This is a genomic window from Leptospira ognonensis (assembly GCF_004770745.1).
GTDB classification, from domain to species: domain Bacteria; phylum Spirochaetota; class Leptospiria; order Leptospirales; family Leptospiraceae; genus Leptospira_A; species Leptospira_A ognonensis.
On the sequence record NZ_RQGD01000031.1, the window covers coordinates 1 to 21744 of the forward strand.

The 21744-nt window shown below is 40.7% G+C and carries 18 protein-coding genes; 6 read left to right on the forward strand and 12 right to left on the reverse strand.

Annotated features, from left to right (window positions below):
• The 9 genes from pglX to EHQ58_RS10060 form a co-directional block, all read right to left on the reverse strand.
• Positions 1 to 3013, reverse strand: a 3013-nt coding sequence (gene pglX, locus EHQ58_RS10020; RefSeq protein ID WP_135623768.1) for a BREX-1 system adenine-specific DNA-methyltransferase PglX, incomplete at its 3' end; no start/stop codon positions are given.
• A gap of 3 nt (positions 3014 to 3016) precedes the next feature.
• Entirely contained in the window at positions 3017 to 6490 is a 3474-nt protein-coding gene (brxC, locus tag EHQ58_RS10025; protein ID WP_210412803.1) for a BREX system P-loop protein BrxC, read from the reverse strand.
• Positions 6491 to 6504: 14 nt separating this feature from the next.
• The gene (locus EHQ58_RS10030) at positions 6505 to 7101 is read right to left on the reverse strand and encodes a DUF1788 domain-containing protein (protein WP_135623769.1); all 597 of its coding nucleotides are present in this window, start codon (positions 7099 to 7101) and stop codon (positions 6505 to 6507) included.
• Positions 7098 to 7712: a DUF1819 family protein gene (locus tag EHQ58_RS10035; protein WP_167883593.1), complete on the reverse strand. Its 615-nt coding sequence runs from the start codon at positions 7710 to 7712 to the stop codon at positions 7098 to 7100. The genes EHQ58_RS10030 and EHQ58_RS10035 overlap by 4 nt, the downstream gene beginning before the upstream one ends.
• Before the next feature lie 138 nt (positions 7713 to 7850).
• On the reverse strand, positions 7851 to 8738 hold the full coding sequence (locus EHQ58_RS10040) for a hypothetical protein (RefSeq protein ID WP_135623771.1): 888 nt from the start codon (positions 8736 to 8738) through the stop codon (positions 7851 to 7853).
• Positions 8739 to 8768: 30 nt separating this feature from the next.
• Positions 8769 to 9884 (reverse strand): AAA family ATPase, encoded by a 1116-nt coding sequence (locus EHQ58_RS10045; protein WP_135623772.1) that lies wholly within the window; start codon positions 9882 to 9884, stop codon positions 8769 to 8771.
• A gap of 93 nt (positions 9885 to 9977) precedes the next feature.
• A complete protein-coding gene (locus EHQ58_RS10050; RefSeq protein WP_135623773.1) occupies positions 9978 to 10589 on the reverse strand; it encodes a hypothetical protein in 612 nt (203 codons plus the stop codon).
• 3 nt (positions 10590 to 10592) lie between these two features.
• Complete coding sequence (locus tag EHQ58_RS10055) at positions 10593 to 10784, reverse strand: hypothetical protein (protein WP_135623774.1); 192 nt, start codon at positions 10782 to 10784, stop codon at positions 10593 to 10595.
• A 1-nt stretch (position 10785) separates the two neighbouring features.
• On the reverse strand, positions 10786 to 11193 hold the full coding sequence (locus EHQ58_RS10060) for a hypothetical protein (RefSeq protein WP_135623775.1): 408 nt from the start codon (positions 11191 to 11193) through the stop codon (positions 10786 to 10788).
• Positions 11194 to 11624: 431 nt separating this feature from the next.
• Here EHQ58_RS10060 and EHQ58_RS10065 point away from each other — a divergent pair, with 431 nt between their 5' ends.
• The 5 genes from EHQ58_RS10065 to EHQ58_RS10085 all read left to right on the forward strand — a co-directional run bounded on the left by EHQ58_RS10065 (position 11625) and on the right by EHQ58_RS10085 (position 16134).
• The gene (locus tag EHQ58_RS10065; RefSeq protein WP_135623776.1) at positions 11625 to 12149 is read left to right on the forward strand and encodes a DUF6933 domain-containing protein; all 525 of its coding nucleotides are present in this window, start codon (positions 11625 to 11627) and stop codon (positions 12147 to 12149) included.
• A gap of 146 nt (positions 12150 to 12295) precedes the next feature.
• Entirely contained in the window at positions 12296 to 13027 is a 732-nt protein-coding gene (locus EHQ58_RS10070) for a ParA family protein (protein ID WP_135623777.1), read from the forward strand.
• 27 nt (positions 13028 to 13054) lie between these two features.
• A complete protein-coding gene (locus EHQ58_RS10075) occupies positions 13055 to 13930 on the forward strand; it encodes a ParB/RepB/Spo0J family partition protein (RefSeq protein ID WP_135623778.1) in 876 nt (291 codons plus the stop codon).
• Between the two features lie 469 nt (positions 13931 to 14399).
• A complete protein-coding gene (locus EHQ58_RS10080) occupies positions 14400 to 14960 on the forward strand; it encodes a helix-turn-helix domain-containing protein (protein ID WP_135623779.1) in 561 nt (186 codons plus the stop codon).
• 250 nt (positions 14961 to 15210) lie between these two features.
• Positions 15211 to 16134, forward strand: coding sequence for a HipA domain-containing protein (locus tag EHQ58_RS10085; protein WP_135623780.1), 924 nt, complete (start codon positions 15211 to 15213; stop codon positions 16132 to 16134).
• Between the two features lie 30 nt (positions 16135 to 16164).
• On the opposite strand, the gene EHQ58_RS10090 is transcribed toward EHQ58_RS10085, so the two are convergent.
• Entirely contained in the window at positions 16165 to 19128 is a 2964-nt protein-coding gene (locus EHQ58_RS10090; RefSeq protein ID WP_135623781.1) for a hypothetical protein, read from the reverse strand.
• Positions 19129 to 20020: 892 nt separating this feature from the next.
• On the reverse strand, positions 20021 to 20143 hold the full coding sequence (locus EHQ58_RS19010; protein WP_281277111.1) for a hypothetical protein: 123 nt from the start codon (positions 20141 to 20143) through the stop codon (positions 20021 to 20023).
• 308 nt (positions 20144 to 20451) lie between these two features.
• Between EHQ58_RS19010 and EHQ58_RS10095 the strand changes: the two genes are divergently transcribed.
• Positions 20452 to 20697, forward strand: a complete 246-nt coding sequence (locus EHQ58_RS10095) for a hypothetical protein (RefSeq protein ID WP_135623782.1) — start codon at positions 20452 to 20454, stop codon at positions 20695 to 20697.
• Between the two features lie 83 nt (positions 20698 to 20780).
• On the opposite strand, the gene EHQ58_RS10100 is transcribed toward EHQ58_RS10095, so the two are convergent.
• The gene (locus EHQ58_RS10100) at positions 20781 to 21731 is read right to left on the reverse strand and encodes a hypothetical protein (protein ID WP_135623783.1); all 951 of its coding nucleotides are present in this window, start codon (positions 21729 to 21731) and stop codon (positions 20781 to 20783) included.
• Between the last annotated feature and the right edge of the window lie 13 nt (positions 21732 to 21744).

A 21744-nucleotide genomic window follows, 5' to 3' on the forward strand; every position in this document is an offset into this window, starting at 1 on the left:
CGGTTTCGATAAAACGAAGGTTTTCTTCCAAAAGTTCCTGCCCAAAGGTGACCTTTAAAAACTCTCGAAACCGACCGGCTATATCATCCGAAAACCAATCTCCGTCTAACACTGGAATCACATTGTCGTCATCGGCGTGGAAGCTTGTTTTAGGAACCCTTTTAAGATAGTCTTCAATTGTATCTCCTGCATTTGCAAGGATGAGCCCAGGTTCATCGAGGGAATAGCGTCCGAACATACAGCCAACAGAGTAAGAAATAAAGTCGCGCATATCCTTTGCTAGTTCAGCGCGAGCAAGTGTGATTTGTTCCTCTGGCACTTCGGGTTGCAACTCGCCTTCGAGTTCGTAGGCGGCAATGAAAAGTCGGTTGTTCTCTGTCTCCAACTCCTGCATCATGCGTATGGCGGAAGTGCAATGTCTCTCCCAGTTCTGCCAACTGGCCGATAGCGTCCCACCTTTGAGCCCAGGCCGAAGTAAGGGCAAGTCGCGGAAATCCCAAGAGGTCTCGAAGTTGTCCCAATCGGTACGAGCGAGTGAAACGGCTTGAAAAGTCCTTTCTGAGACTTTTGAGGACAACTCTAATTCTTCAATCAATGGAATCTTAATGATATCGCCGACTTTGAAATCTACACCAGGTGATAAGGCTTTCAGGAACTCCTCACCAATGGCACTATTTATCAATGCCATGTAGTAATCCGTATTCTTGCTGGCGAATGCTTTTGCTCCCTTAGAATCGAAAAGAAATCCCTCATCTGAATGTCTAACGGATATCCGACTTATGCTAAGTGCTGACCAAGTAATACCGGCACGAAAAGCATAATCCCCATTGTAGTTGTGTGAGCGAATACGCCCCGTTTCCTCGTCCTGATATGTCCTTACTCGAACCCCGTTATTTTCCCAATCCACTACCAGCTCATTGTTGCCGTACCATTTTCGATAGTCCCCGCCTTTATTGTACGGAAACCACCTGCCAAGAGATTGCATTTCTTCAGGAGAACCAGTTTGAGTGAAGCAAATCCGACTTAAAGAAACCTCATTCCATTTGCGAAGAAAGAGACTGTTGTTCCCGGTTGCCATACCCTCCCTTGATGTAATCTCTGAGCCCAATGGAGGCAGTAAATTAAAGTGCTTTCGACATTTATCCGAAAGCCAATATGCAATGATGTAATCAGGAATGTGTAGGAAATCTTCTGAAACACAGGAATACGAAGGATATGTTTCTCGATCAAAAAAACGGCGACTAAGAACTTCGTTGGAAGTTACCTCACTTGTATTGGTGAAAAGTCTCTTAAATGTTCCATGGGTTTTAGAATCTGCCACGCTGTGCAGGACGAATGAGACGCTTCCAAAGTCTGCACCCCAGACGCCTCTACCTGCGTGAACCAAGGAGGAAATATGCGTTTCAAAAAGCAGTGTTTTCCTCAATCTTACGAAAGAGTCAGAACCTAAAAATATCCAGTTTGGCATCGTTATCATCGCCACGAAACCTCGTTTCAGAACCAGTAAAATGTTTCTCTGGATGAAGGCTGCGTATAGGTCGTATCGACCAGGCGAATAATTCTTTGCAATGAACTCCTTGACGATTGTAATGAAGAACCCACTCCCCATATACGGCGGATTCGCTACGACGACGTGATACCGTTGAGTGAGTATCTCTGCTTGCTCGAGAACACGCAGAACCTTCAAGTGTGTTTCGCGTAAGAAAAGTTGACCGCTAAGGTCCTTCGCCTCGATGGCGTGGCGGGCGTCCGTTATTGCCTGTTTGTCGAGGCACGGCTGGATGAGCGAGCCGAAGTTCTTCGCCTCCTCGAACTGGTGGAGCAGCTGTATTACGGGCTGATTAAAGAGGTCGTCGAGATTGAGCGCTTTGATGTACTCACGAAGTTCTTTTTCTGCAAACTTAACGTTTTCTAGCACACAGATATTTGGTTTGATGGCTTTTGTAAAAAAACGCCGCTGCTTTGCCCGGGCCTTCATTGTTAAAGCAAATGCGGCAAGTTCTCCGGCACGCTGATCTATCTCTACACCATACAAGTTATAGGTGAGGATCTTTTCTGGGATTTCGCTTGGCTCTGCACCAGTTTCTTCGTAAATCAGATACAACAAATCAAATGCATAGGTGAGCATATGACCGCTACCCACAGCAGGATCAAGCAAACGGATCTCTTCTGGTTTGGAAACTTTGAGAAAATCAGTCTCCGAATCGCCTTCGATGTAGTACGGCATATGTTCACGGAGTTTAGAACTGGGATGGTTTAAGAGCCACAGCCTACCGAGCGAGTTTTCAACAAGATAACGCACTATCCAGTGAGGAGTAAAAAGTTGGGTAACCGCAGGAATATCTTCTGTTGGCACGGCACTTTTGCGCGCCATCACGGCATCTTTCTTTTCAGAAATATAAAACTGATACAACCAACCGATCACCTCCACATCTTGGCACGCCTCAGGTGTCATCGCCTCACGTGTATAAGCAAGGATACTATTACCAGAAAGCAAATCCTCTGGCATCAAGAGCTCTGTATAGTCAGCAATTCGCTCAAAGAGAAAGGGCATCGCTCGGTGGAAATCGTTACAGGCCGCTACAATTAACAATCTATAGGCTTCTTGCTGTGGGTCGCGACTCGTTGTCGTGCCAGCAAGTAGAGATAAGATATTCTTTCTGATCGGTTCGGCCACCATCTCGGCATCGATATGACCCGCCTTGGCTTCCGCTAAAATTTCTGGTTGGAATTGGCCTTCATCTGCCGGGGAGATGATCCGAATTCGATTGTATCCATTCACATCCATAAAGCGGAGGGCACAAAATCGATTGAACCAGGTATAGGCGACAGCCTCAATGAGAGATGCCTCATTCGACAAGGCGATCTTTTCTTCCAATGTTTTGACCGCTTCCGGATTTTCTCTTCTTGCAAGACTATCTTTGGACAAAACTAATTTCAGTTTTGTCTTCACTTGGTCCATCAGGCTTCGGCGTGCTAACTGAGCGAAGTTTTTGAGTTTGGAGGTGTCCATAGTTTAAATTTGCACCTTGTTGCCTTTTCCAATTTCAGTCATGAGTGATGCCTTCATCACTTGCAGATACTCATCCACGTCAGATTCAAGAGATAGAATCGCCTTCGGGAAAGAAAAAGGAAGGGAACGGATATTTTTGATCACGATTTGCGGTGTTGACGCTCCAGTTTCCGCACCTGAAAGCATTGAATTAATAATGGACTGGAAGTCATACTCTTCAAACTTTCGAACCGAATCCCGTATCACGGGAATGAGCGAAATTCCCTCTAGCGATTTAGCGAATTCTGAGAATTTAGCCTCTGCCGCTTTCTTTTTTTCTTCTCCCACTTTCGCAAAGTCTTCCAGATGTGTTAGTTTGTCTTTCAGCTCCGTAACAAAGCCGTTTGCTTTGGTAAATTCCTGAGCGAGGCGAACTTTTAAAGTATCTTGGAGAACATCTAGGTTTGTTTTGATCAATTGGATTTTATTTCCCTTAAAACACTCCTGATCGTTAATCAGATCCGATAACAGTTTCACTTCAGGTGCTTTTAAATCGGTAAAATTTGGTTCATTCGATTTTAGAAAGGAAATAGCTGAATCAAAAATCCCTTTTTGGGAACCATTCAAAAAAGTTTTGATAGGCGTCAGAACCTTTTCTTTGAGATCTAACAACTCATTTTCCGCAGAGGATAGATCTGTTATGTACCAGGAAGAAGGCTTGATCGACACCTCCTTGATCTTTGACGCTGCAGATACAAGCAAAGGATGGAATGGATATTGTGAAGTTGTTTTTACTATACCTTCAACGTCTGTGGCTAAACTTTGCATAGCAACACTTGTGTCCTTTGCAAGAGCTTTTGCGTCACTGCTGACTGCTGGTTTATCAAAGAAGTCATGGTAAAAACTTTTCAATGACTTCAACTGAGAACCAGTCACCTCTACCAAAGGATCAAGTATCAGATTGCTATATCCATGGGAATTCAGCAGGGCTTTCTCTAAGGCGGAATCTTCTAATGAATTGGAATCTTGGCGTACGTCAATTTTTCCTCTGACACAAATTTCGGCGAGGGTTACAATCACTGCCGCCTGACTCCATCCATATGGCTTTTTTTCAAATTTTTCAATGAGAGATTTTAAAGTTGTTCTGACTCCGCTTGCATGATTGAGTTTAATTTGAGAAAGTAGTTCTTGTTCCGACTCATGCAGATGAGACTCCGATTCCAAATTCCGATTGGCAGATGAAAATACCGACTTAATCGTTTCCTCTTTGTATTCAATGGAACGGAGCATTCGGAGATTGGGATATGCTTTTGAGATCAAATGATCAAATCCTTTCGTGATTCTTGCCTGTCCATCTTCTGAAGAAACATCAAAGACCGTTCCTGCAACGGCAAGTTTTGCTTTCCCAAGTAAGACTTTCAAACGTGCCTCAATGTCTCGGTATCTATCTTGATTCTGATGAGCTTTATCATTGAGGATTCGTTTCACTGTCTCTGCTTGCGTTTTCGAAATATTTTGTCTCACATATTTTTCAGTTCTCTTATACATCATCAGATCACGCACAATGCGGTCATCAGTTGGCATGAGTACGAGAAGCTCATCTTTACCACTATTCTGAAGGATGAGCACATTTTCATTATTGGCATTTTCATTGAATGGACTGATCACATGAATCGCGAGTTCAAATTCACGGCCATGCACTTTATCATCTAACTTTCTCGAATATGGATAATCTTGGCCATTCAATGAATAGCGGATCTTCTTATTTTTAATGATTTGATCGAAAATTATTTTTTCCATCTCTTGTGAAATATCTGTCGTATCTACATCGGTGCTCTTGATCTCTTCTTCTACATCTTTTTCCTCATCCGTAAGGAACTCAAAGAGCTCACCCGTGCGTTGAATGTAAGTTTGTTGCTCTAAGATGCTTAGCGCTTCCTCTACATTTTTTTTATGTTTAGGAAGATCCATCTTGAATTCCGAAATCATAAGTACACAAATATTTCGAATGGTCGGCTTGAATTCTTTTACATACTTAACTAAAAAAAGAGTTTTTAAGACACTGACTGCAAAAGTAGAACCCAAGTCTTTCTCCGCTTGTATGATGGCTCTTTGTATATTTGATTTTAAAGATGTTCGAATCCCCTCAAACATCAAATCAAACGTTGCCAATTGGCCCAGACTGTTTTTGGAGATTCGAATCGCAACTTGCTGGAATACTCCAAGCATAGAACGTTCACCAACTGAGCTATGTTTTCCTTCAAAAGCATTGTGAAGCGATAACTCTTGGATGGCACTTTGAAATAACTGAAATTGGTAAGGAATAAATGGATAACAATGGATGAAGTTGTCCTTATCGGTGAAATTAGGATATTCACGAGAGGAATCAGCAAAATCAAAAAGCGTTTTAAGATTATTTACCTCCTCCTTATAGATATCAGCGAGCTCCCGAATCCCTTTTTCATTTTTGAGAAGAAGTCGCTTTTGGATCACGACTTCCACATTCGCACTCGTTAGCTTCAGCCTGCTTGCAAATCTGGCCTGAATTTTTGAAAAATCGTTACTCTGATTCGTCGTCATATCGCCAACGACAGTCGCCATGTCCTCTTGGGCTGTTACCAAAATCCAAGCTCTACCGCGGCATTTTGTAGCAAGGCTTTCAGCAATCGTCTGCAAGTTGGTCATTAATTTTTTATTTTCTGCAATGTATTGACCCACTTCATCAACAAAGAAATTTAATCTAAAATTTGATGGTTGTTTATCTAAATATCGTTTTACATTCTCTGCAAAATCCTCGATTGATAGCTTAAATTGCGTTCGGTATTTTTCTAATATTCCATGTGCTAAGGTTTCACTTTCGCCAGTGACATCGGCATATGCTTTGGCAATATTATTGACTTCTAATAATGATTGTTCACGTCCCTTAACCCAAGTAAATTTAGAAAATTTTCCAAAGGATGTTTGAAACTTTTCATACAAACCTTTTTCATCTAAGTCCCGTTCAAACTGAGCAATATAACTTTGTTTGCCATAATAACCAAACATTTCATCAAACACTTTGACGAAAACAGCAAGCAAGGCGTCTGTTTGTGTTTTGCTGATCACATCTGCTTTTTGATCTATATTAAAGAGAATGCTTTTCGAAGGAATCGCAACAGCTCGCTGGATGCTTGCGCGCAAAATTTCGTTATCCTTAACTTTACTGAGAAATATATCCCCCGTTTTTTGATTCTCTATTTCCCTATTTTCCAAGAGTAGAGCTAGCATCTTCAGAAGGTGCGATTTCCCCGATCCGAAAAATCCGGAGATCCACACACCGTTTGCGACCTTTGGATCAATGTATGCATCCAAAAAATCTTCCAATCGTTGCTCAACCTGATTGGTGAGGATGTATTCATCAATTTCTGTCCGAAGGCTTGCCTGATCATCTGCCTTGATTACACCTTCAATGGGCCGATCGACGGGCTTCTCAAAAATATTTTGTAATGTAATAGCCATCGTTATCTTCTCTCCTAAATTTCGCAGTGAAATATATTAAATGCTCTATAGTATTTATCATCATGGAGCTTTCCAAACAAATCTAAGGAAGCTCCACTCTCTACCGAATGGGTGTAGTTTCCAGGGAAAAACATAACTGTTGGCTTTTCCTTTGCCGTACTTTGCAAGTTATTTAAAACGTTATGCGATCTAATGTAAGGAAAGACTTCCCCTACTCCAGTCAAAAATAACACTTGATACTCGACATTTTGAATTTTTTTCGCGATGGCAGGGATCAGATTCGTTTCAGAATCTAAAACTCCCTGCAAGAGTTCTTTCAGTTGATCCTTTGAGATCGTTTCTTCAACTTCAAATATTTGATTCAAAATCTCTCTTTCTTTAAGAATCTCAATGGAGAGATCATATAAGTTGACCTCCAAAACGGCAATTCCGGTAGACTGAAGACTATTTAACAACTGCTTTTGAAGGAGTCCCATACCTGAAAATTCATTTTGATTGAATGGGCAAATATAAAATGGTATCTCATTGCCTAGACCTTGCATTTTGAGAAACCTTTCGCTCGAAATAACCGCCAATAGATGATTGAATTTTTCTTGTAATTTAATGCTCATAGAACCATTGCCTTAACATCAGATTCGAAAATCGGGAAATACATCACTTCGTTTGCCTTTCTACCGAACATAAATTTCGCAAATTGCTGAGAAGGTTGCGCGGGAATGATATTTCCTTTTTCTGTCAAAAGGCCAACCTCTCGCATCAAACTAAATAAAACTTGCCTGATTTTTTTACGCGTAGTCTCTTGTAGAAAATCTAACTCAGGATGAAAGACGGCTTTTGCAAACACAAAGGCATCAAAATCTGCATATGTTAAACGAAGGTTTAATGCCAGAAACTTCTCACGCAAAACCTCAGTGCTAAACTCTCCAATCAGAGAGTACCTTCTACAAATCGCGATCCAAAGAAGATACTTTTGGTCGATGGATGACGCCTCTGCAAGAAATTCAAGTTCCGTCATATCAAATGTAATTAGCCTTCCTAAAATCTCTCGTGACAGTCTTTTTGAAGAAGATTGCATCCGAGTTTGCAAGAGATTTTGTTTCGAGACCTCTAATGCTACCTCTTCCCAATCCTTTAATTTTAAATAGAGATTCGCAATACTGACAGACTCGTTCAAAAAGACTCGATTTACGGAAAATGAAAGTTTGTATTTTTCGTATTTCATTTTATGGCTGTAAAAATTGAGTATTTCAGAGAGACTGCCAGACGCGCCATACGAAAACAATCCACCGGTAGACAAAAACTTAGCTCGAATTAGCATACTTTATTCTTCAATAAATCTTTCAAGAGTAGTCTCGTACGTTCATCTGCTAAGTAGAAAAATGAGCCCACGACTCAACTCGGGAAACGATTTTTCGCGCACAAACCTTCCTAATAGATCTAAAAACTCGTCCTCCTTATTCGGATCTAAAAAGCCAAATTCAATTGCGATTTCTCGATCAAAATAGTTCATTTTTAGCCATTCTAGATCCTCAATCCACTTTTTGATTGAGTTCTGCATTTTATGATTATTGTTTCCATATAAAACCAAAAACTGTAGATGATAGGCGACGTCTCGAAGACCTAAATCGATATCACAGACAGCTTGCGAAAGCTTTTCTTGTCTTACATATTTATTTGATTTCATATCTGCAGAATATCCATACCGAGATTTCAGGAGGGACTCTGGATTCAGCTGGGGAAGTCCCGAATTATTATAATATTTTGATTTTACATTCAAGTTAAGAGTCGGCCATTTAAACCCATGTTTTGCTATCAATTTCATGCCCGAATGTTTGTTTGTAACACCATCATCTTCAAAATGAATCGGCCTGATTCCAGCTAGTAACATCGATCTAAATTCATCGACAGTAATTATAGTTATGTTTAACGCCCTTTCCTTCCCTAAAAGCTGCGTAAGTCGTAAATCTTCTTTGAAGGAATCCGCAACAATAATAAACCTTGGATCACGATCTAAATCAACAAGCCGTCCAGAATGAGCAGCGATTAAGGGAGAAATAAATCGTGTTTCTGGTAAACTTAACCCGTTATCGAGAAGAATAAAATTCTGATTATTAAATAACGTATCCTGATTCGCATATTCTTCATAAGTTAAATCAAATGACAGATACTCCTTGTAGACAGCCCGTGCCGACTCGTAGGCTGGATTTTGCCTGGCAGAGTGTTTACTGGCTATTGATTTCTTAGTCATAAACTTACTAATCTCCTACTATCCACCTCCCTACCCCAGATCCTCAACTAAGATCTGTTCCAAATCTAAATCCTTCACCTTAACCAACTTTGCAATCCGCTTTGCATGATTTTGCACCACCTTCTCAAAGTATGTTCTCGCAAAACGTGCATTTCCAAATCCGGTTTGGCGTCTTTCTCTGTCAAAGATGGGCGCAAGGCGAGGAATCACGTCAGGGTGTAAAGTGTATTCCGCTTCACTGGCAATGTATCGGAAAATCTCGACCAACGCCTCTGCGTCATACGGCTCAAACACGAGCTCCCTTGAAAATCTGGATTTCATACCTTCGTTAGTTTGTAGGAACTTGTCAATGTCTTTTGCATAGCCTGCAATGATGACAACGAGCCTGTCCCTCTCATCTTCCATCCGTTTGATGAGACAATCAACCGCCTCCGGGCCGAAATCCCCATCACTCCCCGATCTTGTGAGGGAATATGCCTCATCTATAAACAAAACGCCGTCTAAGGCATCATCGATCACTTCACTTGTTTTTTCGCTCGTTTCCCCAACATAACGTCCAATCAGTTCAGGCCGACTGACTTCAACAACGTGGCCGCTTTTTAGAATTCCAAGTATGCCTAACACCTCGCCATAGATGCGTGCAACTGTCGTTTTTCCTGTTCCAGGTGGCCCTTTAAAAATGGTATGCAGTGAGATACCTCTCACTTTAAAGCCAGCACGTTCCCTCCGTTTTTGCACTTCTAAGAAATCAACAAGGTCTTCCAATTGTGTGGCAACTGATCCCATCCCAGGCATCGCCCGAAGTTCGGCTAACTTGTCCTGGTAGGTCGGCATTTTTCTTGTTGGTTTCGTTTTACGCTTCTGCTGGGTTTTACGAGTCAGATTGGCCTCAGATTTAACAGAGGCCGATACCACTTGTGTTTTGCGCTCAGGTATGAGTCCCTCGTATTTGCTCTGACCAACAGGCTCTACTTCAATTCCGAAAATCCTTGTCGGACCAAAAAGTTTGTTTCGATATGCAATCACATAGATCATAGACAAAGGCATAAAGCAAATGATCAAATAGAGGCGGTAAAGTGGGTGATTCCAAATTGTCTTAAAGATGGACTTTTCTTCATTTTTAGGCTCTCTCTGTTGGTAGTTCATTTTGTTATCCTTGCTATTTAAGCAATGTTAATCATTTTACTTGTACTTGAAGTATGGGACAAATTTGTTCCAAGTTCGCAATTTTTTCTGGAATCAAAAATTTCTCCAGATCATGCCGGCGGTTACACGATTATACCCCCGCCACTTTGCATTTTTGAGAACTGTGTTGGAATTAAGCATTTCCTCATAAAGAGCTTCCTCTTCCAAAATGTTTTTCTCTGGAAAAGGTTTAAGTGGGTCTACCAACAAACCTGGGTTTTCTGGATCAAAATGTGTATTCCAAACTAAGATCCCTGTTTTTGGCGAAATACAAAACGGTTCCCAAATTTTGCATTGATAGTTAACCTTACCCGCGACCGACTTAACACAGGTATCGTAACTTGAAATTTCAAAATCTCGATACATTCTTCCTCGGCATTTGTAAATCATCCCATGCCTTGTCTGATAACGCCCCTTTGTTGCCTCCGATTGCCATACTTTACACTTTTCCTGAGAACCACATTGCATCATATGGTTGCCAGGATACCAACCTTTGCGTTCGTAATAAACAAGGTCTGGCTCCGAGTAAGTTATCATTTTTTCTTTTTTGGGAACACTGTGATCTGTCCAAAATTGAATCGCAAATGCGGCAGGTAAGAGAAACATCCCTAGCAACACAACTGCCTTAAAATATAGAATAACGAAAATTTTTACAATTCCGAACATTGCTTACTCCTCCCACTTACATTCCCAAGAAAAGACTCCGTTTTCAGATACAGGAGAAAACTTCTTCCAAAGCACGATCTCCATATCATTGTCATAGATTCGCTTCCAAGGAAATAAAAACCGAATCCCTTCCACAATTCCATTTTTTTGAATCACAGTAAAACACGCGTTCCAGAGTCCACTCCAATTTCTCATATTAGATCCTCCTAAACCACTCATTCCAAAAAGGGATGCGATCGAACTGTTTCCGAAACAACAGCTTCCACTCAAATAGTGCGAGTTGTAGTTGCGCTCCCCATGCTATGTCATCATCTACCATACCTAGGACAATTAAGCGCCCCACCTTACGAAAATAGCAGACGAGGACATCTGGATGTTTGTTATTTTTGGTCATACTTTCATCTGTTCCGATGACTAAGGTAATGATCTCACCATCTCCCATCATACGTAGTGCCCCCGCAAACAAAGGCGAAAGTGTGCGGCGTTTGACGATGGGCTGAGAAGTAAACCGAGGAGGGATCTCACCCTTCGGATAACCTCCAATCACAGTGTTCGGCACATATTCAAATTTTACTTTTTTCTTCTTTTGCCAAAAAAGATTCATATAACTCTCCCCAAATAAAAAAGACTGAGGATGAAACATCGACAGTCTTAACACTTGTTTTTAGGGCGACCTAGACTTTTTCATCTGGTCGCTATGTCCCACTTAGACTCCGAGGGTTCCATTTTGTTCTCAAAAAATTGAATAAATTTATTGTTTTTTATAATTTTTTTCAAAGTCTGCATATACATTCGCCTTACATAACGAGGATACAAGCATCCTAGCATGAAGCTCGGACAAAACTCCCCTACTCCCGAAAAAACCTTACCGACTGGCTCCTCCTTCTCTGATTCCTTAACCGGAAGCCTACGAAACGGTGCTACCGAGCCCAACAATTCAGCCTAACGCATAACGATCTTCTCCAGAAGACCAAATATTTCTATACAAATTCCATGAGCCTCCAACAGATTACAAATTAGGATTCGTACTCCCCGATGCTCATCCATTGTACTTTTAAACTTAGAAAAGAGTTAAGATCACTCAAATCCGATAGTCAAAACATCAGAAGATCAGGATCGTTTCTAGACTTTTGGTATGCCAATTTAATCACCATTGGCAGACGGAAATGTGTACTTTTCGCAAATGAAGAAACTCTCCTTCATTTTCTGATTCCTGGGACCAAACAAGCTGAGATACAAAACCTACCCGACCTCTTTCGGAGGCACCTAATTAAGCTCTTAAAGCATGAGGAAATCCCAGATCCAATGATCGAGGCAATCAAGAAAGAATCCCTGGATTTTCAGATCTGCGGTGCGACCAATCGTAGCGTTCTCGGTTCCATGAATGATATCGCAAAGAACTACAAAGGTATGATCCTTGAACAAGGAGGGATAGATATAGCAGACATCTCATCGATTATATGCGAACTAAACCGTATGCCCATGACTGCCATCGAGATGCAATTTCCTATCGATGCTTTTCGGGGTATGATGAGAAAACAGATGATACACTTGATTTGAAATTTAACTTTAAGATTGAATGGCCTGCGCAAGCGATCTAAGCGGAAGCCCAGGTACGCCGGCGTACTTTTTCGCGCTCCAGGAAATTCTGTTCAAAAACAAAAAGGTGCTTGCGAGATTTAGTACAGAGATTCTTTGTACTTTCAATGAAGATAATTACTGTTGCCAATATCAAAGGAGGAACTTCCAAATCAACGACCGCGATCCATCTGGCACTCGCACTTTCTAGACGCGGGAAAACTCTTGCTGTTGATATGGACGCACAAGCGGATCTTTCCGACTTTTTTTTCGCAGAAGAACCTGTGGAGTTTTTTGATTCTGGCAATTCACTAACTGTTCTTACCGCCGAGACCACTTTGGAAGAGTCTGTGAAAGAGTCTCACTCTGTGGATGTGCTCCCTGCGATCATCGAACTCTCTGATCTTGGCCATCTAGCCTCGAAAGATTTTTCCATCATTCCTAGGCTGAAAAACATCTTACAAAAAACTAAATACGATTACGTTGTCATAGACACACCCGGATCTGGATCAGCAGAAAACATCACTTCCTATTTACCAGCTCATGTAGTATTGATACCCGTGACTCCTTCCAAATGGGCAGTAAGAACAGTTGCTCAGGTTCGTAAAAAAATTGAAGAAGCAGAAAGATTTGATCCAACTGCGAAGAAAAAATCCATTTTTATTTTACCTTCTCAATGGGGCACATCGCAGAAGCAGTCTGATCTTTTGGAAAAACTAAACGGGATTAAAAACCTAAAGATCTTTGACCCGATCTTAAAAAACGACGGGATCAAGGACCGAACGGAGACTGGCAAACCTTTACAAGAAGGGTCTGCACCCTGGAAATCGTTTGAAGCCCTTGCAGATAAATTGGCATAAAGTACGCCAGCGTACCTTGGAGTTATTATGAAAGGAAAATCGAATTTTGATCCATCATCCATTCTTTCCCGAGCAGGAGAAAGAAGTGCAAGTCCGAACGTATTTTTAAATACAAACGGCACGACCCAGCACAACACCATCGATATTCCGGTTTCAGAAATCACAGTCAAAGAAAATCCCAGAAAACAATTCAATGATATTACGATCAGGGAACTTGCCGAGTCCATCTCCGCTTATGGCCTTTTGCAACCCATTGTCGTCAGAAAGAAGGACGGCAAGTACGAGCTCATCAACGGAGAAAGACGGCTTCGTGCTCATCTTTTATTAAAGAGAAAAACGATCATCGCCATCATTAAAAATGTAGAGCAACTAGATCCATCCAAACTTCCCGAGATCAAATTGATTGAAAACCTACAAAGAGAAGATTTGCGAGATGCAGACTTAGCTTTGTCACTGAGTGAATTGAAAAAACGTCATAATGAGACCAATGAACAATTGGCTAAGCGTTTGAACAAATCAGCCCAGTGGATCAAAATGAAAATCACACATGCCGAAGTCTTAAAAGAAGGGCAGGGAAGTGCCAAGCTTCCAGACCAAGATGTATTGAGTGAAATTCCAACAAGTCTATTTACGGAACTTGCGCCACTCGAGAAAGCAGGAAGACAAAAAGCGCTGAACTTTCTCGTTGCGACAAAAACAAAGACCGGTGAATTTCCTGCACGTGCAGATTTTCGTGAGTTTGTCCGACCACTAAAGGTCACAAATCCCAAGAAGGCAAAACCAAAATCCGTTTCTCTTGATTCTCTCAAAGCTGAACTAAACAAAGTGAAACAAAAGATCACCGAATTGCAATACCGGAAGCAAGAAATTGAAGATGCGATCAAAAAGGCCAAACGATCCTAAAAAACGGGATCTGTTTTTGTACGGGCAGTTAAAATAAATGCCCAATTTTTTTCTCTAGGAAAATAAAAAAAAGTGGTACCCAAAATCGGTACCTGCTATATTGTGAATACAAATCTCTAACCAGATTTTCTTCTCTTTTCGTTGGGGGATTGTGAGAGATTCCCCAACGACTCATTTCCCCCTCCTAATCTAATACGCAAATAATCAGAAATATGTCTCTTTAGGAATTGACAGAATTTTCCCTCTGTCGTTTCATCGGTACCAAGACTTTCTGACACGGATCGTCTTCTGGCTCTCTCACATTGCCAGCTTAGAAGAAAATCTGGAATCCAAAACGTTCCAGTTAACGCCAAACTTTTTTACAACGCCGTAGGCATGTCTTTCGGCAGAGTAGGGGAGTGAGGTGCGGCAAAAAATATAAACATCTGCTTTGGCCGAAGGCGTGTCCGGATGGGATTGGAACCTAAAAATGAAAACAAACCGAACAGGCATTTGGATTCCTGTGTGGATCGAACGATTGCGCTTATCCCACAGCCAAACAAAACTACTCGCGGAGATTGTATCTCTGCATGAAAAGGGCGGGTGCTTTGCATCCAATAATTACTTTGCAGAAGTGATCGGCCTAAAAAGTGACACGGTCTCAAGACTGATTGCAGAACTAAAAAAGAAAGGGATCATAAAACAAACTGGCTTCGATGGCCGAAGAAGATTCCTAACACCAATTTTGGGAACGCCTCAGAAAGAACAAGCCTTGGAAAAAAATCCTAGTCTCAAAGAAATGGACGAGATAAAAATCCAACGAAGACCTGGAACAAAATCCAATGCTGCCTCTGTAATTTCTGTCACCCCTCTTAAGAGTACATTAGAGGTACATAATAGATTACAAAAGAGCTGGGATTCTTTTTTGGAATGGAGCAAAGGCAAAGTCTCACCCACAACATGGGCCAGCCTAAAGGATTGCCAAACTCCCTCACATCTAACGGGGTCAGCTCAAGTGTATTGGAATCGTTGGAGTGCGGCTACAAGTTGATTGGATGGAAAAAGGAACCCGTTGTGCGAATTCACCTGATTTTACGGTAGATGATTAGAATTTTAGATTACATTCATTTCGAAGGTGTAGTCGGTTTTTCAGATATATTGCAGCTGTCCCGATCGGGTATAGAGGCAACTGATTAGAAGTAAATTATACCCAATAAGGTATAGTCTTTGAATAAGTAAAAATTGGGAAATTTATGGGAAAAGAAAGAATAGTAATTATTACGTGCCATGGTAGATGAGAAATGAGTCATTGTCTGTTCTGCACCAAACCAAGTGTGGCTGAATTTCATCCAATATGCGCAAACTTGATATTTGGTGAAGAGGAAGTTCCCGAATTCTCCATTCGTTTGGAAGATTTTAAAGAGATAGCGGAAAAAAATCTATCTTCGCGAATTTCGCTCACTGGTATGCAGTCAAAAATTTCCCTTGCGCTTGAAGACATAGGGGAAAATAAAGCAAAGCCTGCTCGTGTACACATTCAAACCGATTATATTTTGAGAGCACCTTCCGACGAATATCCAAACTTACCTGAAAACGAACATCTAACCATGCTCATGGCCAAACAATTCTCATTTGAGGTAGCTACATCTTCTCTTATACGACTCGCTTCCGGCGAATTGTGTCATTTAACAAAGAGATCTGATCGCAAAGATGGAATCAAATTGGCACAAGAGGATTTTTGCCAATTGACGGAGCGATTAACAGAAGATAAATATAAGGGATCTTACGAAAGCATCGCTCGTTGGATTAGAAGCAATACAACGGCGCCCGGTATTGACCTAGTTCGCTTTTTTGAATTGGTTTTATTCTCTTACTTAACGGGAAACTCAGATATGCATCTTAAAAACTTTTCCATTCAGACAGATCTGGATGGGCGGATTCGACTTGCTCCAGCTTATGATTTACTTTCGGTGCATATGATTTTACCGGAAGATAAGGAAGAAATGGCTTTAACGTTAAATGGGAAGAAAAATAAAATATCGACAAAAGACTGGGAAGAATTTGCAAATTCAATCACCCTCCCAACCAATGTATTCGAAAAAACGATGGAAGCATTTAAATCTAAGATACCGATTCTAATAAATCTTATTGAATCCTATCCCTTTACGGATTCTTTCCAGAAGAGGTATGTGCAACTTTTAAAGACTCGAATGAAAAAGATCTGACGATCAAAGGAATTGCTGAACGGAAACAAACTAAAGTTTTAAGATTCGGTGTGCATGTTTTGTGCCTGCATCCATTGGATCAATAATCATATAAGACCTTCCATAGGCAGACTTATTATAGTAGATATCTAAGGAATACGCATCGTCTACTTTAGGCGATTGGAACTGCCTTTCTGTCGATTCGATGATCTCTGCGTATTCTGATCCCTCAGATAACAAACCATAGGTACCACGGCCGGCAAGAAAGAGAGGTTTACCTGATGTGAAGGAAATGAATTCGAGAAGGCTACGAATCCATAAATAAAAAAGTAGCTTTTCTTTTTTGCTCCAATGATAGAGAACAGAATAGAGCGGATTGATTGCAAAGGCAGAAAAGAATTCAGAGATTCCGAGAGACTTGATTTTTTGCGCTGAGTAGGTAAGTAAAAACATACCAACAATCTTTCCTGAGGTTTCATCTGCAATTCGATAGTTGAACAGATTGGGTCGTAAGATTTCCTTTGGTGCGATTGACAAACAAATGCCACCCATATCTCCATAATAGGAATCAATGAATGATTTGGAAGTATAGAGTTTGTATTTACGAAGCTTAGGTGCAGCATCGGCTTTGATCGTATGATCTAGCCATTTGGCTCGCTCCGCTTCCATTTTTCCTACACGCAAAAGACGATTCAAGGCAGCATCCAGGGAATTGATTTGGAGTGATTGTTTCTTTAAGGAAGAATAGGGGACTAGGATCTCCTTAAAATCTGAATCGCTACTATCAAATACAGATTTAATTTTCTGATTCTCTTTGAGTTCACCTACCAGTTTTTTACAAAATAATACGAGAGTATCAATTTGATACATCTGTAAGTTTTCAACGACTATATCCTGTAAAAGCTCTTCTCGGCCGCTTGCTATTTCTTCTCCTACGAGTTTAGAATGAATTAATATACTAATTGTGAGTGGGAATAAGCTTTCAAACCTGTCTGCATTTTTGGAGGCATAAAAAACAAGAAAGATGATCTGCCTTTCGAGATCCCAATTGGAAAATTTCACCTGGATCTCTTCTAATTGGTTGATTTGTTTTTCAATGTGCTTTATTGCTTTTTCGGTTTTTTCTTTAATGTTCTCATCGCTCGAAGTTGCAAGCGCACTTCGTTTCTCGGCAAGAGATGTCTTTAGTTCCAGGTGTTCTCTTCCCAGAATAGGGATGAGCTGGGAACATTGCCCATTCTCTTCATTAAGTGCCGCAATCAATTCGTGAAACAAATTTAGATTGATTGTGCTACGGATTATCTCTTCACCTTTAGTATCCTTACTTTCCTTTTTGGTGTCTTCCCATTCAAATCCGATTTCGTATGGTAGTGTAGGCAATGTATTGGCCGCAGAATAGCTATGGAACAATTCGCTAAGCGTTGTGGATTTGAAATTGCTAAAATGCATTCCGATTCCTCGTAGTACAGACATTAGCAATAATTTTTGGAATTGTGGATGGATGGAGTCAATATAGGCTACATCTTGTCTAGTCCAAGCCCTGTCGCGACCATCTACAATGTCTTTTTGGTAGTCAAAAACCTGATTTTTATTTTCAGGATATTGAGCAGAGTAGGCTTCCAGGAAGCTTGCAACTGTGAATCCTTTTTTCTTTTGTCCGCTAATATAATCAGACATATTGAGGTTAGAAGCAATCGATTCGATTAGATTTCGCGCGTTCTCTTCTTTAATAGATTCGTAATATTCGGCAAAATCAATATTTCCCCAATTGCCGCGAACCATCCAAAAAGGTCTGACGAAATTTGGGTGGTGCCCACCATTAGATTCAACATTTTCTATAAACCGCATTCTCTCTGTTTGGTCTAGGTTTACAAACTGTTCGATGTGCCAACCGTAAGTATATAATCCGCCTCTGTCGGGTAATAGTTGGATGAGTCGATCCAGTTCTGTAATATAAGATGGGCTCTGCTTTTTTAGTATCTTTTTTGCTATGAGCTCTGCTAAATAGATTCCTGCTCTTGTCGGAAGAGTGGTGCGTATCACTCGAGTGAATCCTAAAAGTTCAGAATACACCTGGAAGAGAGAATATCCAAGACCAAGTCTTTTGTAATAACTATGATGGAACGAGACTGGATACAATGAAAAGTTTGGCAGCTTTTTCTGGAAGTAGAGTTCATCCGGATAAGCGATGTGAAAGGCTTCTTCAAGTAACGGAAGTTCTAAAACGAGTTCTAAAATTTGGTTAGCTTCTAGTTTGCCAGACAGTTGGGAGAGAAATGGCAATACATTTCTCTTGATAAAGAAAAAGGCCATATAGTTGTTATATTGTAAATTTTTCCAATGCATTGCGTATTCGGTTTGAAAACTAGCATTGGATAACTTGCTCAATTCGATCCTAGCAACGGGACCACCAACGTATTTGGTTAGAATGATATCTCTAGCAAGCGATAGCCGGCCATTGGCGATGATATCGGATTCATAACTTGGAGAAGCTTGCACGTCAGAGAGAATCTTCCTAATGATATGGAATGCTGGAAAATGGGTCTTGGGCCAGCTTCTCCAATTCATGTCTAACCTGAGTCGTGGTAAGATTACATATTTCAAAAATGCAGCAGGAGAGAGTTTGGATTTTGCGACATCGATAAGCAGGGATATAATTGGAGTTAGTATCTTTTGGTCTCCATTGAATTTTCGGAGCGTATTTTCGAGGGCTGCTATTCCTTTGCCAGGATTTAACCAAGCTCTGTTCCCGTTTTCACAATAAGCAACAAACAAATCCTTTAGGCCAATTCTCTCCTTGCGGTTCTCATCAATTTCTGTGAGTGCGCGAAAAGGTAAAATTTGTTTTCTACTGACCCCTCTATTTTCGGCTTTTTGAACGTGAGAGCGGAACCTGCTAAACTCAGCGTACTCTTTGTCCAAAGCGACTTGATCATCGACGGTATTGATCAAATGAATCTCCTTCAGAAACTCACTATCGTCCTCCTCTTCACTTGTATTCGTTTCCTCCGTCATGATTTTGTATCTTTTGCTCCTTTCCAGATGTGAATCAATCCAATTCCCTTATTTTAATTTGATTCTAGTTCATGAATGGTTCTATCTCGGAAGATTTGATCCCGAATCGTTTCGCAAACAGATATATTGATTAATTATGGCGTCCGAGTCAGTTAACTTACATGATTCTGGCTTAGGAAAATCCGGTATCACAGAGTATTAATCTGCTCTAAAACCCGGGTCAATTTCGGCAGAAGTAGAAGAGGAACCCCTAGCATTTATGGTCAGGGAATCTATCAAACCCCCATCGTTTATGAATAGGGTAGGGGAGATACCCCCATCGTTTATGAGGGGACTACCCCCATCGTTTATGAGGGGACTACCCCCATCGTTTATGAGGGGACCACCCCCATCGTTTATGAGGGGTATAAAAGTACAATATTAAAAGTACTATCTGAAAAGGAAAACGAAGACAGCCCTGGACGGGCCATGATCCTAGAGAGGAAAAGGGAAAAGACCTAAGAGGGGCCTAGAAATTGATTTCGTGCGCTTCTGGAGGCCTCCTATATTGATTTCTTAACTTTATTTTGCGAATCACCCTGACCCGATTTTCCCCGACTTTGACCCCCTTCGTTTATGAGGGGGGTAGGGGCGCGAGAACCCCCATCGTTTTTGACTAGCGCAAGATAAGCAAACCCCATACACTTTTTTCCAATTTTCAGACGATGAATTGAAGAGAAAGGGAGGATTCTATAAACCTTTTTAATCAATATGAATCTGCCAAAAGACTCGAATAATTTATGTTACTTTAAGGATTGGTTTATGCGGGTAAGCGAGCCAGATTTTCCTACAGCTGTATGGAATTTGTCGCCGTTAGTCGTCAAGAAGGAGGAGGAAGATTCCTCCTCCCCTCTTACAGATCCTCCAACACTTTGGGATATTCTTTCTGCAAATTGCCTTTTAGAGATTCCAGAATTTGTTCCGCTGCAATCTCTTCCGCAAGTGTTGGTTTCAATTCTTTCTCTTTTTCTTGCATTTGAGTTCCTCCAAATGTAAATCGTATTTCATTCGCGGAATGCTAAATTCTAAAATCCATTTCAATTCTAAAATCATGCAATCTGCTCGTTCTTGTAAGTTCATCAGATACCTCTCATTGATTCCATGTCCAAAATGAGAGTAGGTGTCATTCCATTGCATGTTCGTACAGCAATTGCAATGATTAGGTGAATTAGGTGTTTTAGGTGCCCAAAAGGGTTAGGGAGGTCAAGAATCGATTTACCTGGTCTATTCCAAAAAAAACTGACACTTTCTCTCTCACTCTCCATTCAAATACAAGGAGTGATTATGATCACACAAAACTATTTGCAAAAGAATTGGGAAGAACTAACAGACGAGGACATGCTTGAGTGCAGTCGTTATTTACAGGCAACCATGGATGATGAAGAGATTGAGCCCGAGCCATATGATCCAGAACCAACGTTATGGGGCCAGGCCTATCTCGAGCATAGAGAAACATTAAAGAAAAATCTTATTCCGGTAGATACATCACGTGAACCTGTTTTCTTTCCAAAAGGATTGTTGAATCTATAGCGAGTGATAATGGATTTCTCTGGGACCTTGGATGTGATCCATAAGAGGTCCCGGTGATGAGGAAAAACTTCTTTCAAATACCGTTATACCCGCGCTCCTTGTTTCTTCTTTTTTAAGATAAACAGACAGCAATTAAATTTAAGTTTATACTTCTTTTCATAGTCCTTGATTAGGATTTCTCGTATTGGTATCCTGCTTCGAGGCCGATTCGCTATTGGTGTATCAGTCGAGAGGATAGGTAGAAAGGATCGTAGCATTTTTCCTGGATATTTTCTTTTGTGAATCCAATTGAGCATTACGAATACTTTGTGTCGGATTGAAGAATCTCGTTTTACCTGTGGGAATTTAGATTCAATCCTTCTATATATTCTCTTACTCATTTTGTGTCTAGCTTCAGAATTGAATCCAAATGAACACAATTCCCAAACGATTTTATCGAAGTTCATTCCCTTGGTTTCATCTTCTTTTCTCGCGCAATAACCAAGGTATTTTTTAATCTCTCCTTTCAACTTAGCCATCCAAACGTGAAGGCCATCTCTATCTTCAAAAGTTATCTTCCTTTTTTTGAACTTTGCTAATCTATTTAGGATGGAATCTTCGATGTGAGATCTGAGCTGAATCCGATATCTTGTCGGAATCCAAATTGCACAATGCAGGTGAGGATTGTAACTTCCATCAATGGCGTTCCCTTCGAAGGTAAAAAATGGGAGCTCCATTCCAGCGATAGTATTTTGAAAGTGAATTCTATTGAAATCTTTTAAGGCAATGCGAAGAGCCTCTTTCATCTCCTTTAAATCTGCGTTTCGTTGTCCTCTCTTGATCGTAATTGCGTAAGCGTGATAATTGATGCTCTTATACAAAATGTCTAATTCATAAATAAACTCTTTAAATTTGTTCCAAGTAATTCTCTCTGCTTTGTAGCGACATGTAAGTAAAGGATCTATATTTTCAAATTGTATCTTGCTTAATTTGTCCCACCTGCATGCAATATCCCTTACATTTTTCTTGTTAATCTTGTATTTTGAAGTAATCATTCTATCTCTCCTT

Coding starts and splice junctions, on each gene's coding strand:
- EHQ58_RS10065 (WP_135623776.1), top strand. CDS start 11,625: ATGCTCATCCATTGTACTTTTAAACTTAGAAAAGAGTTAAGATCACTC.
- EHQ58_RS10075 (WP_135623778.1), top strand. CDS start 13,055: ATGAAAGGAAAATCGAATTTTGATCCATCATCCATTCTTTCCCGAGCA.
- brxC (WP_210412803.1), bottom strand. CDS start 6,490: ATGGCTATTACATTACAAAATATTTTTGAGAAGCCCGTCGATCGGCCC.
- EHQ58_RS10040 (WP_135623771.1), bottom strand. CDS start 8,738: ATGACTAAGAAATCAATAGCCAGTAAACACTCTGCCAGGCAAAATCCA.
- EHQ58_RS10085 (WP_135623780.1), top strand. CDS start 15,211: ATGAGTCATTGTCTGTTCTGCACCAAACCAAGTGTGGCTGAATTTCAT.
- EHQ58_RS10080 (WP_135623779.1), top strand. CDS start 14,400: ATGAAAACAAACCGAACAGGCATTTGGATTCCTGTGTGGATCGAACGA.
- EHQ58_RS10035 (WP_167883593.1), bottom strand. CDS start 7,712: ATGAAATACGAAAAATACAAACTTTCATTTTCCGTAAATCGAGTCTTT.
- EHQ58_RS10095 (WP_135623782.1), top strand. CDS start 20,452: ATGATCACACAAAACTATTTGCAAAAGAATTGGGAAGAACTAACAGAC.
- EHQ58_RS10100 (WP_135623783.1), bottom strand. CDS start 21,731: ATGATTACTTCAAAATACAAGATTAACAAGAAAAATGTAAGGGATATT.
- EHQ58_RS10050 (WP_135623773.1), bottom strand. CDS start 10,589: ATGTTCGGAATTGTAAAAATTTTCGTTATTCTATATTTTAAGGCAGTT.
- EHQ58_RS10030 (WP_135623769.1), bottom strand. CDS start 7,101: ATGAGCATTAAATTACAAGAAAAATTCAATCATCTATTGGCGGTTATT.
- EHQ58_RS10060 (WP_135623775.1), bottom strand. CDS start 11,193: ATGAATCTTTTTTGGCAAAAGAAGAAAAAAGTAAAATTTGAATATGTG.
- EHQ58_RS19010 (WP_281277111.1), bottom strand. CDS start 20,143: ATGCAAGAAAAAGAGAAAGAATTGAAACCAACACTTGCGGAAGAGATT.
- EHQ58_RS10055 (WP_135623774.1), bottom strand. CDS start 10,784: ATGAGAAATTGGAGTGGACTCTGGAACGCGTGTTTTACTGTGATTCAA.
- EHQ58_RS10045 (WP_135623772.1), bottom strand. CDS start 9,884: ATGAACTACCAACAGAGAGAGCCTAAAAATGAAGAAAAGTCCATCTTT.
- EHQ58_RS10090 (WP_135623781.1), bottom strand. CDS start 19,128: ATGACGGAGGAAACGAATACAAGTGAAGAGGAGGACGATAGTGAGTTT.
- EHQ58_RS10070 (WP_135623777.1), top strand. CDS start 12,296: ATGAAGATAATTACTGTTGCCAATATCAAAGGAGGAACTTCCAAATCA.